The organism is Paracoccus sp. (in: a-proteobacteria), from assembly GCF_046462195.1.
In the GTDB taxonomy this organism is placed as follows: domain Bacteria; phylum Pseudomonadota; class Alphaproteobacteria; order Rhodobacterales; family Rhodobacteraceae; genus Paracoccus.
The window spans coordinates 1-12,472 of sequence record NZ_JBKGUN010000123.1 but is presented as its reverse complement, the minus strand read 5'-3'; the positions used below and the strand labels follow the sequence as shown (position 1 = coordinate 12,472).

13 protein-coding genes are annotated in these 12,472 nt (G+C 65.7%); 8 read left to right on the top strand and 5 right to left on the bottom strand.

What is annotated here, in order from left to right; translation table 11 throughout:
• The 3 genes from ACLHHB_RS07945 to ACLHHB_RS07935 form a co-directional block, all read left to right on the top strand.
• On the top strand, positions 1-471 hold a 471-nt coding region (locus ACLHHB_RS07945; protein ID WP_410217735.1), incomplete at its 5' end, for a UbiA family prenyltransferase.
• A gap of 63 nt (positions 472-534) precedes the next feature.
• Positions 535-2,721 (top strand): OmpA family protein, encoded by a 2,187-nt coding sequence (locus ACLHHB_RS07940; protein WP_410217734.1) that lies wholly within the window; start codon positions 535-537, stop codon positions 2,719-2,721.
• On the top strand, positions 2,718-3,047 hold the full coding sequence (locus ACLHHB_RS07935) for a hypothetical protein (protein ID WP_410217733.1): 330 nt from the start codon (positions 2,718-2,720) through the stop codon (positions 3,045-3,047). The genes ACLHHB_RS07940 and ACLHHB_RS07935 overlap by 4 nt, the downstream gene beginning before the upstream one ends.
• A 74-nt stretch (positions 3,048-3,121) precedes the next feature.
• On the opposite strand, the gene ACLHHB_RS07930 is transcribed toward ACLHHB_RS07935, so the two are convergent.
• The 3 genes from ACLHHB_RS07930 to smpB all read right to left on the bottom strand — a co-directional run bounded on the left by ACLHHB_RS07930 (position 3,122) and on the right by smpB (position 5,705).
• Complete coding sequence (locus ACLHHB_RS07930) at positions 3,122-4,303, bottom strand: aromatic amino acid transaminase (RefSeq protein WP_410217732.1); 1,182 nt, start codon at positions 4,301-4,303, stop codon at positions 3,122-3,124.
• Between the two features lies 1 nt (position 4,304).
• A complete protein-coding gene (gene sseA, locus ACLHHB_RS07925) occupies positions 4,305-5,159 on the bottom strand; it encodes a 3-mercaptopyruvate sulfurtransferase (protein WP_410217731.1) in 855 nt (284 codons plus the stop codon).
• A gap of 72 nt (positions 5,160-5,231) precedes the next feature.
• Positions 5,232-5,705 carry an SsrA-binding protein SmpB gene (smpB, locus tag ACLHHB_RS07920; RefSeq protein ID WP_410217730.1) on the bottom strand — a complete coding sequence of 158 codons (474 nt, stop codon included), beginning with the start codon at positions 5,703-5,705 and terminating at the stop codon, positions 5,232-5,234.
• 96 nt (positions 5,706-5,801) lie between these two features.
• Between smpB and ACLHHB_RS07915 the strand changes: the two genes are divergently transcribed.
• The 3 genes from ACLHHB_RS07915 to ACLHHB_RS07905 are packed head-to-tail and all read left to right on the top strand — an operon-like array spanning position 5,802 to position 8,893.
• Positions 5,802-6,239 (top strand): ion channel, encoded by a 438-nt coding sequence (locus ACLHHB_RS07915; protein ID WP_410217729.1) that lies wholly within the window; start codon positions 5,802-5,804, stop codon positions 6,237-6,239.
• 3 nt (positions 6,240-6,242) lie between these two features.
• A complete protein-coding gene (locus ACLHHB_RS07910; protein WP_410217728.1) occupies positions 6,243-7,907 on the top strand; it encodes a thiamine pyrophosphate-binding protein in 1,665 nt (554 codons plus the stop codon).
• Positions 7,904-8,893 carry a P1 family peptidase gene (locus ACLHHB_RS07905; RefSeq protein WP_410217727.1) on the top strand — a complete coding sequence of 330 codons (990 nt, stop codon included), beginning with the start codon at positions 7,904-7,906 and terminating at the stop codon, positions 8,891-8,893. The genes ACLHHB_RS07910 and ACLHHB_RS07905 overlap by 4 nt, the downstream gene beginning before the upstream one ends.
• A 58-nt stretch (positions 8,894-8,951) precedes the next feature.
• On the opposite strand, the gene ACLHHB_RS07900 is transcribed toward ACLHHB_RS07905, so the two are convergent.
• Positions 8,952-9,623 (bottom strand): DUF1236 domain-containing protein, encoded by a 672-nt coding sequence (locus ACLHHB_RS07900; RefSeq protein ID WP_410217726.1) that lies wholly within the window; start codon positions 9,621-9,623, stop codon positions 8,952-8,954.
• Positions 9,624-9,800: 177 nt separating this feature from the next.
• Between ACLHHB_RS07900 and ACLHHB_RS07895 the strand changes: the two genes are divergently transcribed.
• Both ACLHHB_RS07895 and ACLHHB_RS07890 read left to right on the top strand, forming a co-directional pair.
• On the top strand, positions 9,801-11,273 hold the full coding sequence (locus tag ACLHHB_RS07895; RefSeq protein WP_410217725.1) for an NAD-dependent succinate-semialdehyde dehydrogenase: 1,473 nt from the start codon (positions 9,801-9,803) through the stop codon (positions 11,271-11,273).
• A gap of 120 nt (positions 11,274-11,393) precedes the next feature.
• Positions 11,394-11,657, top strand: a complete 264-nt coding sequence (locus tag ACLHHB_RS07890; RefSeq protein WP_410217724.1) for a GlsB/YeaQ/YmgE family stress response membrane protein — start codon at positions 11,394-11,396, stop codon at positions 11,655-11,657.
• Positions 11,658-11,722: 65 nt separating this feature from the next.
• Here ACLHHB_RS07890 and ACLHHB_RS07885 read toward each other — a convergent pair.
• Positions 11,723-12,472: DUF1013 domain-containing protein (locus ACLHHB_RS07885; protein ID WP_410217723.1), on the bottom strand; the 750-nt coding region annotated here is incomplete at its 5' end.

Below are 12,472 nucleotides of genomic sequence, written 5' to 3'. Positions count from 1 at the left end.
GCCAAGCGCTTCACCTGGTGGCCGCAGCTGTTTCTGGGCTTTGCCTTCAACTGGGGCGTCATGCTGGCCTATGCCGCGCATATGGGCCGCGTGGATGCGGCGCCGGTGGTGGCCTGGCTGGGGGCCATCGCCTGGACGATCTTCTATGACACGATCTATGCCCATCAGGACGCCGAGGATGATGCCATGATCGGGGTCAAGTCCACGGCGCGCCTGTTTGGCGACCGCAGCCCGCGTATCCTTGCCGGTTTTGCTGTTGTGTCGGTTCTGGTGCTGGTTCTGGCAGTGGCGCTGACGGGTCGCAATCAGTTGATCGGATGGGCAGGGGCGCTGGCATTCGGCCTGCACCTGGTCTGGCAGTTGCGGAATTTCCAGCCGGATCAGGGCGATGTCTGCCTGCGCCTTTTTCGGTCGAACCGCAACGCAGGGTTGATCTTGGCGCTGTTTCTCGCCATTGCCGGGTTGGCGTGATTGCGTCATGCCCGGCGCAGGGCTAGACACGGCGCGCGTTCAACAGCCCAAGGCTTATCCATCATGGCTTCATCGCGCCGCCGTTTTCTGACAACTGTCGCAACCGTGCTGGTTCTGACAGGCGCCGGAGGCTTGTGCTGGGTGGGTGCGGAAGCGGCCGCGACCTTTATCGAGGACCGCACCGTGCAGGATGTCACGCTGGCCTTGGATGATGGCGGGCATGACTGGGCGCAGGTGCGTACCGACGGGCTGCTGGTGCAACTGGCCGGTACCGCCCCGTCCGAGGCCGAACGTTTTGCCGCCCTGTCGCAAGTCGCCACGGCCGTGGATGGCGCACGGATCGTGGATCAGACAAGTGTGGCTGCCGTGGAGCCCATGACACCACCGGATTTCAAGATCGAGCTGCTGGAGAACGAGGCGGGCACGTCCCTGATCGGGCTGGTTCCGGCAACTACGGACCGGGCCGCGATCCTGCGGGAGCTGGGCCATGCACCCGGCACGCAGGTCAGCGATCTGCTGGAAAGCGCCGATCATCCGGCGCCCCCGCATTGGGACGAGGCGCTGCGCCTTGCCTTGCAGGCGGCCGGAATGACGGAACAGGCCAAGATCTCGGTCGCCCCCGGACAGGTTCAGGTCGCGGCCCTTGCCGATGATGCCCAGGCCGCCGCGCAGCTGGAGGCGGCGCTGCAGCAGGCAAAACCTCAGGGGGTGACGCTGGACATGCAGATCACGGCGCCGCGGCCGGTGATCGCGCCCTTTGTTCTGCGCTTTGTGATGGACCAGGCGGGGCCGCGGCTGGAAGCCTGCGCCGCCGAGGAACAGCCTGTGCGGCAGCGGATCATCGCGGCCGCACAGGCCGCTGGTTTCAGGGCGCCGGATTGCGCTCTGGGACTGGGCGCGCCCTCGGATGCCTGGGGTGACGCCGCCGTTGCCGTGATCGAGGCTGTGGCGCAACTGGGTCAGGGTCAGGTGACTGTCACGGACGCCGATATCGCGCTGGTGGCCCCCGCAGGGGTCGAACCGCAACAGTTTGATGCCGTGGTGGCACGGCTGAACGAGGCTCTTCCCGCCGCTTTCACCCTGAACGCACAGCTGGAAAAGGCGCAGCCCGTCGCCACCGCGCCGATCGAGTTTCTGGCCAGCCTGTCCGACGACGGCGCGCTGTCGATGCGCGGCCGCATTGCCGATGGGCAGATGCGGCAGGCCGTGGACAGCTTTGCCCGTTCGCGATTCCAGGTCGCCCAGAGCGGGCTGCGCAGCGACGAAAGGGTGCCCGGCGGCTGGACCGTCCGCGTCATTGCCGGGCTGGAGGCAATGAGCGCGCTGAAAGCGGGCGAGGTTCAGGTGACGCCGGACATGGTGTCTCTGAAGGGAGTCTCGGGTGATCCCCAGGCGGCCGAACTGGCCCTCGAACTGTTGACCGAGCGTCTTGGACCGGGTGCGCCCTATCAACTGGCCATCGCCTATGACCGGCGTCTGGACACGACACTGGGCCTGCCGGATGGCGAGGAATGTGCCGCACGGCTGAACCGCATCATGTCCGAAAGCGAGATCGGGTTCGAGCCGAACCGCTCCTCGATCGCCGGCGATCCGGCACCGACGCTGGCCCGCATGGCCGAGGCCATGACCGACTGCGCCGAGTTCCCCATCGAGGCGGGGGGGCACACGGATGCACAAGGCTCGCAGGGGTTCAATGCTGACCTGTCACGCGGACGGGCGCAGGCCATCGTGGCGGCCATGCAGCAGGCCGGCATCACCGTCACCAACATGACCGCCCGCGGCTATGGTGAAAGCCAGCCCGTGGCCACCAACGAGACCGATGAAGGACGCGAAGCCAACCGCCGGATCGAATTCCGCCTGTTGTCGCCGCATGCCGTCCGGTCCGAGCCCCTGCCGACACCCGTCACGGTTTCCGGCGTGACCGGCCAGCCCATCGTGATGGCGGCCGAGCGCATGGCGGGTCCTGACATGGAGGTGCTTTCCGCAGGGCGCATGCAGGGCCCCAATCGCCCCGAGCCTCCTGCCGCCCCTGCCCTTCCGCCGATGCAGGGGCCGCAGCTGCCCCACAGCAATGGCACAACAGGCATGGCACCCATGACGGTGGGTGTACGCGAGGAGTTTCAATCTCTGGACGAGCGCGAGGAAAACATTAGGGTGCCCGTGCTGAATGCCAATGACACGACCCCCCGTCCGGGACCCCGTCCCCAGGGATTGGGACCCGACGCTGCCGAGGACGAAACAACCCGATGACCCGCTCCGAATTCATAACCGTGACGGCCCTGATCCTGTTCGGAGCCTTTCTGCTGGGATGGCTGGCCAGCTGGCTGGTCCATCGTCTGGCCCGCGCCGGCCGGATTGACGGGGGCGAACTGGACCGCATGGCCCGGAAACTGCACGAGGCCGAGGAAGAACGGGATGCGGCCTTGGCCTTGAACCAGCAGAACAGGGCCGACTATGAGGCGCGGCTGTTCAGCGCCCAGACGGAACAACGCTCGGCCATGGACGCCTTGCGCGAAAGTCGGACCGAGGTCGAGGAATTGCGCGATTACATCGAGCAACGGCTGGCGCGCCGTTAAGGGCGCAGGGGACGGCACTGCGCCTGCATCTGCTTCATGAACAAGGGGACGGGTGATCCCGCCCCCTTCTGCCGTCAGATGCCCGCGTCGATGATGGCGCGCGCCAGAACCGGAACGGTGTTTCGGTTCAGGCCCGCGATGTTCAAGCGGGAGTCGCCCACCATATAGATCGCCGCATCCGTTTTCAGCTTTTGCACCTGTTCGGGCGTGGCGCCCAGGCGCGAGAACATGCCGCGGTGCCGGGCGATGAAGTCGAAGCGGTCGCTGCCCGACAGGTCGCGCAGTTCGGAGGCCAGCTGGTCGCGCAGGCCCAGCATCGTGTTGCGGACCTCTTCCAGTTCGGCAGCCCAGTCTGTGCGAAGGGTTTCATCGGTCAGGATCGTGCTGACGATCCGGGCCCCGTGGTCCGGCGGGAAGGAATAGTTCTGGCGGTTCAGATAGGCCATGGACCCCTGCGCCAGATCACGCGCGGTGGTGTTTTCCGCCAGCGCCATCAGGATGCCGGTCCGCTCGCGATAGATGCCGAAGTTCTTGGAACAGGAGGCCGCGATCAGAACCTCGGGCAGGCGTGCGGCCACAAGGCGCGTTGCCTCGGCATCCGCGTCCAGACCGTCGCCAAAGCCTTGGTAGGCCAGGTCGATCAGCGGGATCGCACCCGATTTCTCAAGGATCGAAACGACCTCGGACCACTGGTCGAGGTCCAGGTTCGCGCCGGTCGGGTTGTGGCAGCAACCGTGCAGCAGCACGATGTCGCCGCGGCCCGCCTGCGCGATGTCGGTCTTCATGCCTTCGAAGTCCACGCCCCGCGTCTCGGCGTCGAAATAACGGTATTCGGTAAAGGGCAGGCCCATGAAGTTCATGATGGACAGGTGGTTGGGCCAGGTGGGGTTCGACACGAAGACCCGCACGTCCGGGTTCGCCAGCCGCGCCAGTTCCAGCGCCTGACGGATCGCTCCGGTGCCGCCCACGGTCGCGACCGAGGCCAGCCGGTCGGCGGGCACGTCGCCCAGCACCATCGCGGCCATCGCGCCCCGGTACTCCGGCTCTCCGGCCAGACCGGTATAGGCCTTGGTGGTCTGGCTTTCCCAGATCCGCTGCTCGGCCGCCTTGACGGCGCGCATCACGGGGGTGACGCCCTGCGGGTCCTTGTAAACGCCAACGCCCAGGTCGATCTTGCCCTGACGGGTGTCGGCCTTGAACTCTTCGATCAGCATCAGGATCTTGTCGGGGGCTTGGGCTTTGAGGTTGGACAGCATCTCAGGCGTCTCCGGTTGCGATATTCAGGTCGGGAAAGCTGCCCCATTCGGTCCAGCTTCCGTCGTAAAGCGAGTGGTTGCGGTGCCCGATCCGTTCCAGTGCAAAGAACAGGATCGCAGCGGTCACGCCGCTGCCGCAGGTGGTGATGGCGGGCTTGGACAGATCCACGCCCGCTTCCTCGAAGGCTGCGCGGATGGCATCAGGCTCGATCATCGTGCCGTTGTCTTTGAACAGGCGGCCAAAGGGCAGATTCCGGGCGCCGGGAATATGGCCCGCGCGCAGGCCGGGGCGCGGCTCGGCCGCGTCTCCACGGAACCGTTCGGGGGCGCGGGCATCGATGATCTCGTGGTCGCCCAGTTTGCTGGCGGCGGCCACCTGCGTGACATCGCGCACCAGGGCCGCCTGCCGCTGGACGGTGATGTGGCGGTCGCGCAGGATCGGGGGCATGTCCTCGAGGGTGCGGCCCTCGGCCTGCCATTTCCGCAGGCCGCCATCCAGCACGGCGACATCGGTCTTGCCCATCAGGCGAAAGGTCCACCAGACGCGAAAGGCGCTGCGCACGTCCGAATTGTCGTAAATGACGACCTGATGCCCGTCGCCCACGCCCATCGCGCGCATGCGGCTGATGAACATCTCGGGCGGCGGGGCCATGTGCGGCAGCGCGCTGCGCTTGTCGCTGATCGCTTCGATGTCGAAGAAGCGGGCGCCGGGGATGTGCCCCGCGTCATAGTCCGCGCGGGCGTCGCGGCCGGATGCCGGCATGTGCCAGCTGGCGTCGATGATGCGCAGATCCGGGTCGCTCAGATGCGCCGCCAGCCAGTCGGTCGAAACCAAGGTCTTCGGATCGTCCTGCATCGCATGTCCCCCCATGGCTCGCGCCGCCCCGATCTACAGGGAGGCAGCCGGGGCTGCAATGCCGCACGGGCGCTATCCTTGCTTCAACAAGCGCTGTTTCTGGCGGTTCCAGTCGCGATTGGCGCTGGTTTCACGTTTGTCGTGGTTTTTCTTGCCCTTGGCGACGGCGATCTTCAGCTTCACGATGCCACGGTGGTTGAAATACATCACCAGCGGGACCAGCGTCATGCCTTCGCGGGCCGTGGCCTGCCACAGGCGGGCCAGTTCGCGCTTGCTGACCAGCAGCTTGCGGCGGCGACGCTCCTCGTGGCCGAAGACACCGGCACGGGCCAAGGCCGCGACATAGCCGTTGATCAGCCACAGCTCGCCCCCTTCGACCGAGGCATAGCTTTCGGCGATGTTGGACTGGCCCACGCGCAGGGACTTGACCTCGGACCCGGTCAGCATGATTCCCACCTCGAGATCGCTCTCGATGAAGTAATCGAAGCGTGCCCGCCGGTTCTCGGCGATCACCTTGTAGTTCTTGTTGTCATCGTCCTTGGCCATGACCGTGTCAGATAGGCGCGAGGCCGCGCCATGTAAAGGTGGCGTTGCGCGTCATGCGGGGCCTGCGCTAGGTCTGTGACAGGGGAAGGGACCGTTATGCTGGGACAGATCGCCTTCGGATCGGTGCTGATGATTCTCAGCGTGCTGATGGCCGGCATGGCGGTTTGGGCACTGGAAACCGCATTCGCCAAGGCCGCCCACTGGCTGATGCGCGCCCCGCACCGGCCCAAGCTGATGCTGGTGGTCGTGACGACCAGCCTGGCCGTGCTGGGCATGCTGACCGCCTCGGTCTGGCTGTGGGCGGTGGTGTTTCACCTGCTGGGCGTCTTCCCGACCTTCGAGGAGGCCATGTATTTCACCTTGGTGACCTTCACGACGCTTGGCTATGGCGATGTCCTGATGCCGCAGGAATGGCGCATCCTGGGCGGACTGACCGCGGCGAACGGTTTGCTGAACTTTGGCCTGATGACGGCCTTCATGGTCGAGGCGCTGCGGCATGTCCGTGTGCGCCAGATCGAATTCACGAAAGGATGATACATGCGGCATGGCGGACAGATCCTGGTAGAGGCACTGCGGCTCAACGGGGTGACACGGGTCTTTTCCGTTCCCGGCGAAAGCTTCCTGGCCGCGCTGGACGGTTTGCATGACAGCGGCATCGGCAACATCGTCTGCCGTCACGAAGGCGGTGCCGCGATGATGGCCGAGGCCGCGGGCAAGTTGACCGGCCGACCGGGCGTGGCCTTCGTGACGCGCGGTCCGGGCGCCACCAATGCCAGCGCGGGCGTGCATGTCGCCCGGCAGGATTCGACCCCGATGATCCTGTTCGTCGGCCAGATCGCACGGGGCGACCAGGACCGGGACGCCTTTCAGGAGGTTGACTACCGGGCCATGTTCGGGCCGCTGGCCAAGTGGGTCGCGCAGATCGACCAGACCGCGCGCATTCCCGAATATGTGGCGCGTGCCTTTCATGTCGCAACAACGGGACGGCCCGGACCCGTTGTTCTGGCCCTGCCCGAGGACATGTTGTCGGCCTCTTGCGATATCCCGGACCTGCCGCCCGCCCGTCCGCCCCTGCCCCATGTCGCACCCGACGCCGTGGCGGTCGTGGCGCAGGCGCTGCAGGGGGCGCGGCAACCGCTGGTGGTGGCAGGCGGCAGCCTGTGGTCGAACAAGGCGGCCCATGATCTGGCAGGTTTTGCCGCCGCATGGGATCTGCCGGTCGCGGTGCCGTTCCGCCGTCAGGACCGGATGGACAACACCCTGCCCCATTACGTGGGCGACCTGGGCATCGGCATGAACCCTGCCCTGGGTCTGGCGCTGCGCGAGGCCGACGTGATCCTGTCGCTGGGGTCCAGGCTGGGCGACACGCTGACGGCCGGGTTTTCCCTGATGGACCCGACACGCCCCCATGCGCGGGTGATCCATGTGCATCCGGACCCTGACCAGCTGGGCAGCCTGTGGCGCGCCGATCCGGGCCTCGTGGCCGACCCGCGTGCCGTTGTCGCGGCCTTGGCGGAACAGCCCGCGCCCGGCGCGGCGCCTGCCTGGTCCGCCTGGCGGCAGCAGCTGCGCGCCTCGTACGAGGATTGGCAGGTGCCACGATCCACCCCCGGTTCCGTTCGGCTGGAAAACGTGGTGTCCTGGCTGGCCGAGAACCTGCCCCCCGACGCCATCCTGACCAACGGTGCGGGCAACTATGCCGCGTTCCTTCACCGGTACTTCCGCTGGCGGCAGTATGGCACGCAGCTTGCGCCGACCTCGGGCTCGATGGGCTATGGCCTGCCTTCGGCCATTTCGGCCAGTTTGGCGCATCCCGACCGGATGGTTGTCTGTCTGGCCGGGGACGGTTGCCTGCAGATGAGCGTGACCGAACTGTCGACCGCGGCACAGTATGGGGCAACGCCGATCGTGCTCGTGGCCAATAATGGGCGCTATGGCACCATCCGCATGCATCAGGAACGCCACTACCCGGGCCGCGTTTCGGGAACGGACCTTTTTAACCCGGACTTTGCGGCCCTCGCACGCGCCTATGGCGGCCATGGCGAACTGGTCGAGCGGGACGAGGATTTCGCACCCGCCTTTGAACAGGCCCGCCTGTCCGGCCGCTTGTCCGTGATCGAGTTGCGTCTGGACCCCGAGGCGCTGACGACGGGCGCGACCCTGTCGGAAACGCGGGCAGCGGCGCTGAAGGCGATGGCATGAGGCCCGGTCCGCGCAACCTGATCACCGATGTGGACGGTCTGCGCGTCGGCAATGCCGATGATGCCGTGTTGCGATCCGGGGTCAGCGTATTGACGGCGGATCGGCCTTTTGCGGCAGCGGTTCATGTCATGGGCGGCGCACCCGGCACGCGCGAGACGGACCTGCTGGCGCCCGACAAGCTGGTGAGCGCGGTCGACGCCCTGGTCCTGTCCGGCGGCTCGGCCTTTGGACTGGCGGCCTGCGATGGGGTGATGGCGGGACTGCACGCGGCAGGGCGCGGTTTCGCGGTGGGCGGGGCGCGCGTGCCCATCGTGCCGGGGGCGATCGTCTTCGACCTGCTGAACGGGGGCGACAAGAACTGGACCCACAACCCTTATCCGACGCTGGGCGAGGCAGCCTTGCACGCCGCAGCGGCCGATTTCGCCATCGGCACGGCAGGCGCCGGAACGGGCGCGATGACGGGCAACCTGAAAGGAGGCCTCGGCTCCGCATCGGCGGTGCTGGAGAACGGGCTGACGGTCGGGGCGCTGGTCGTGGTGAACGCGCTGGGGCAGGCGACTGTCGGCGATGGCGCGGAATTCTGGGCCGCACCGTGGGAACTGTTATCGGAATTCGGAGGCCTCGGCCTGCCCGCGGCCTTTCCCTCGGAACAGGAGCCTCTGCCGGCCAAGCGCCTGGGCGAGGCGACAACCATCGCCATCGTGGCCACCGATGCCGCATTGGACAAGGCAGGGCTGCATCGCATGGCCGTTGCCGCCCATGACGGCATCGCACGCGCCTTGGTGCCCAGCCACACGCCTTTGGACGGGGATCTGATCTTTGCCGTTTCGACCGCCGCGCGACCCCTGGCCGACCCTGTGACGGATGCCTTTGCCTTGGGTCATGCCTCGGCCTGTGTGCTGTCGCGGGCCATCGCCCACGCGGTTCACGCGGCCTCGCCGAGGCGCGGCGATCTGCAGCCCTGCTGGACCACGCATCCTGCATAGAAAAAAGGCGGTGCGAACCAGCGCACCGCCTTCAGAAAGATCGCCAAGAGGGAAAAGCTCAGCGATAGATGTAAACGATCTGGCGGTCGGTCGGATCCACAAGAACCGTCTGACCATTGATCTGGGCATAGCGATAGTTCGGCTGCTCGGGAATTTCGTACACTTCCACCGTTTCGGGCACGCCGGCACCGATGACGACCTCCCCGTCTAGATAGACCGGATCGACAGTGTTCGAGGTCACATAGGTCGTCACCTCGGTCGCCGGCTCCTCGGTCGCGGCAGCACCTGCACCGCCGCCGATGGCGGCACCGGCAACGGCGCCCACGGGACCCGCAATCAGCGCGCCTATGGCCGCACCGCCAAGGCCGCCAACAGCGGCGTTCTGGCCTTCACTGGGTGTTTCCTCGACAGGCGCCTCAATGATGGTGACGCCGACCGTCTGGCGGTTGGGGTAAAGCGAAACAACCTCGTCCCCTGCCGTGACGTTCAGATAATCGCCATAGGACCAGCCCTCGATGCCGTCACCCGACACTTCGCACCAGTTGGCGCTGTCGATGCAGCCGCGCACGGTCACCTCGTTGCCGGCCATGATGGCGCCGACGACCGCGTGCTGGACGCCGGGTCCCGAACGGACGTTCAGGTCGGTCGAGGCGGTGGCGGTGGTCTGGGCCATCGCGGCAACAGGCAGGCCGAGGGCGACGATGGCTGTGGTCAAAACAAGCTTGCGCATGGCAGTCTCCGATTTGAAAACCCCGTGGTGGGGCGGATCTGATGCTGAACAAGCAAGCAGACTGAACCGTTCCGCATCGTCGCGTTCAACTTGCGCAGATGGTTAACCGGGAACCGCCACGGCTTTGACAGCGCTTTGGACGCGTGCTCATCTTGGGCCGCCGCAAGAGGAAAGATCATGACCAAGCATTCGACAGACCTGAAGACCCTGCTGCGCGACCCATCGCTGCTGGAAACCCGCGCCTTTGTTGCCGGCGAATGGGTCGATGCCGATGACGGCGCCACGTTCGAGGTCCGGAACCCCGCCCGCGGCGACGTGATCGCCAAGGTCGCCGATCTGGGCCGTCCCGAGGTTGCCCGCGCCATCGATGCCGCGCATGAGGCCATGAAGGACTGGACCGCACGTCCTGCCAAGGAACGCGCGCAGGTGATGCGCCGATGGTTCGACCTGATGATGGAAAACCAGGATGACCTCGGCCGCATCCTGACCGCCGAACAGGGCAAGCCCTTGCCCGAGGCCAAGGGCGAGATCGCCTATGGCGCCAGCTTCATCGAATGGTTCGGCGAAGAGGCCAAGCGCGTTTACGGCGAAACCATCCCCGGCCATCAGGCCGACAAGCGCCTGACCGTGATCCGCCAGCCCATCGGGGTCGTCGGCTCGATCACGCCGTGGAACTTTCCGAACGCGATGATCACCCGCAAGGCCGGACCGGCACTGGCCGTGGGCTGCGGCTTTGTGGCGCGTCCCGCTGCGGAAACGCCGCTGTCGGCCTTGGCCATGGCGGTTCTGGGCGAGCGTGCCGGCCTGCCCAAGGGCATCCTGTCCATCGTCACCTCGTCGCGCTCAAGCGATGTGGGCAAGGAGTTCTGCGAAAACCACAAGGTCCGCAAGCTGACCTTCACCGGATCGACCGAGGTGGGCCGCATCCTGCTGCGCCAGGCCGCGGACCAGGTGATGAAGTGCAGCATGGAGCTGGGCGGCAATGCGCCCTTCATCGTCTTCGACGACGCCGATCTTGATGCGGCCGTGGAAGGCGCCATGGCCTCCAAGTTCCGCAACAACGGACAAACCTGCGTCTGCGCCAACCGCATTTATGTGCAGGCCGGTGTTTATGAGGCCTTTGCGAAAAAGCTGGCCCAGGCCGTGGACAAGCTGCGCGTGGGCGACGGTCTGGAGGAAGGCACGACCACCGGCCCCCTGATCAACGAAGACGCGGTCGAGAAGGTCGAGGAGCACATCCGCGACGTGACCAGCGGCGGGGGCGAGGTCATGACCGGGGGCGAGCGGCTGGACGGGCTGTTCTTCAAGCCCACCGTCGTCACCGGAGTCACCGACAGCATGAAGGTCGCGACCGAGGAAACCTTTGGCCCCCTTGCCGCGCTCTTCACCTTCGAAACCGAGGAAGAGGCCGTGGCCAAGGCCAACGACACGATCTTCGGACTGGCGTCCTACTTCTATGCACGCGACATCGGCCGCATCACCCGCGTTCAGGAGGCGCTGGAATACGGCATCGTCGGCGTGAACACCGGCATCATCTCGACCGAGGTGGCGCCCTTTGGCGGCGTCAAGCAGTCCGGCCTGGGCCGCGAGGGCAGCCGACACGGCATGGAGGATTACCTGGAGATGAAATACATCTGCCTCTCGGTGTGACGCATTTTCAACACCTGTCATTTCAGGGAACCTGATGCAGGAACATAAATCCCGATCACGGCATTGTTCCGCTGACGGGTCGCCAAGGCGGCGACCGCTTCATTACCGAAAGGGACTGACATGGAAGGCTACGGCTGGATTCTTTCGATCATTCTGGGCGCCATTGCCGGTTGGATCGCCGAGAAAATCATGAAGGGCAATCATGGTCTTCTGACCAACATCATCTTGGGTATCCTTGGCGCACTGATCGGTAACTGGCTGTTCCGCGCCATTCTGGGCACCACGGCCGGCGGCCTGGTCGGTCAGCTGATCGTGGCCGTGATCGGTGCCTGCATCCTGATCGCGATCTTCCGCATGATCCGCGGACGCTCCGCACGACCCTGATCCATCGGATCTGAAATGAGAAAAGGCCGGCAAATGCCGGCCTTTTTTCATGCAGTACAGAGGGATCAGCGATTGTCGCCGTCATCCTCGTCTTCGTCATCACGGTCCGGCAGGTTGAAGAAGCTGTCGGCATCCCGCTTGGGTTCGGGCTTTTCCTCGTCGCGTGACAGGCTGAAGGTCTCGAGCCCGGCGATCGCGCTGGGCAGTCGCGCCTCGTCGGACATGGACAGCGAGGTTTCGGTGCTGACCAGCTTGCGACGTTCGTCATCGGTCATGACCACACCCTCGGCGGCGCGCTTCTTGGCGGCCTTCTGCACGGCGGCATCCAGTTCCGTCTGGCGGCAGAGACCCAAGGCGACCGGGTCGATTGGTTGGATGTTCTGGATGTTCCAGTGCGTGCGCTCGCGGATCGAGGCAATGGTCGGCTTGGTCGTGCCCACCAGCTTGGCGATCTGGGCGTCCTGCAACTCCGGGTGGAACTTGACCAGCCACAGGATCGCGGCAGGGCGGTCCTGACGCTTGGACAGCGGGGTATAGCGCGGACCGCGGCGCTTTTCTTCGCCTTCCGATGCAGGGTTGTGCTTCAAGCGCAGCCGATACATCGGGCTGGCCTCGGCACGCTTGATTTCTTCGGCATCCAGCTGGTGAGAGGCGATGGGATCATAACCCTTGACGCCGGCCGCCACGTCGCCGTCGGCAATGCCTTGGACCTCGAGTTCATGCAGACCGCAGAAATCGCCGATCTGCTTGAAGCTGAGGGTCGTGTTGTCGACCAGCCAGACGGCGGTGGCCTTGGCCATCAGCGGCTTGCTCAT

Coding starts and splice junctions, on each gene's coding strand:
- ACLHHB_RS07935 (WP_410217733.1), top strand. CDS start 2,718: ATGACCCGCTCCGAATTCATAACCGTGACGGCCCTGATCCTGTTCGGA.
- smpB (WP_410217730.1), bottom strand. CDS start 5,705: ATGGCCAAGGACGATGACAACAAGAACTACAAGGTGATCGCCGAGAAC.
- ACLHHB_RS07895 (WP_410217725.1), top strand. CDS start 9,801: ATGACCAAGCATTCGACAGACCTGAAGACCCTGCTGCGCGACCCATCG.
- ACLHHB_RS07900 (WP_410217726.1), bottom strand. CDS start 9,623: ATGCGCAAGCTTGTTTTGACCACAGCCATCGTCGCCCTCGGCCTGCCT.
- ACLHHB_RS07940 (WP_410217734.1), top strand. CDS start 535: ATGGCTTCATCGCGCCGCCGTTTTCTGACAACTGTCGCAACCGTGCTG.
- ACLHHB_RS07915 (WP_410217729.1), top strand. CDS start 5,802: ATGCTGGGACAGATCGCCTTCGGATCGGTGCTGATGATTCTCAGCGTG.
- ACLHHB_RS07890 (WP_410217724.1), top strand. CDS start 11,394: ATGGAAGGCTACGGCTGGATTCTTTCGATCATTCTGGGCGCCATTGCC.
- ACLHHB_RS07910 (WP_410217728.1), top strand. CDS start 6,243: ATGCGGCATGGCGGACAGATCCTGGTAGAGGCACTGCGGCTCAACGGG.
- ACLHHB_RS07905 (WP_410217727.1), top strand. CDS start 7,904: ATGAGGCCCGGTCCGCGCAACCTGATCACCGATGTGGACGGTCTGCGC.
- sseA (WP_410217731.1), bottom strand. CDS start 5,159: ATGCAGGACGATCCGAAGACCTTGGTTTCGACCGACTGGCTGGCGGCG.
- ACLHHB_RS07930 (WP_410217732.1), bottom strand. CDS start 4,303: ATGCTGTCCAACCTCAAAGCCCAAGCCCCCGACAAGATCCTGATGCTG.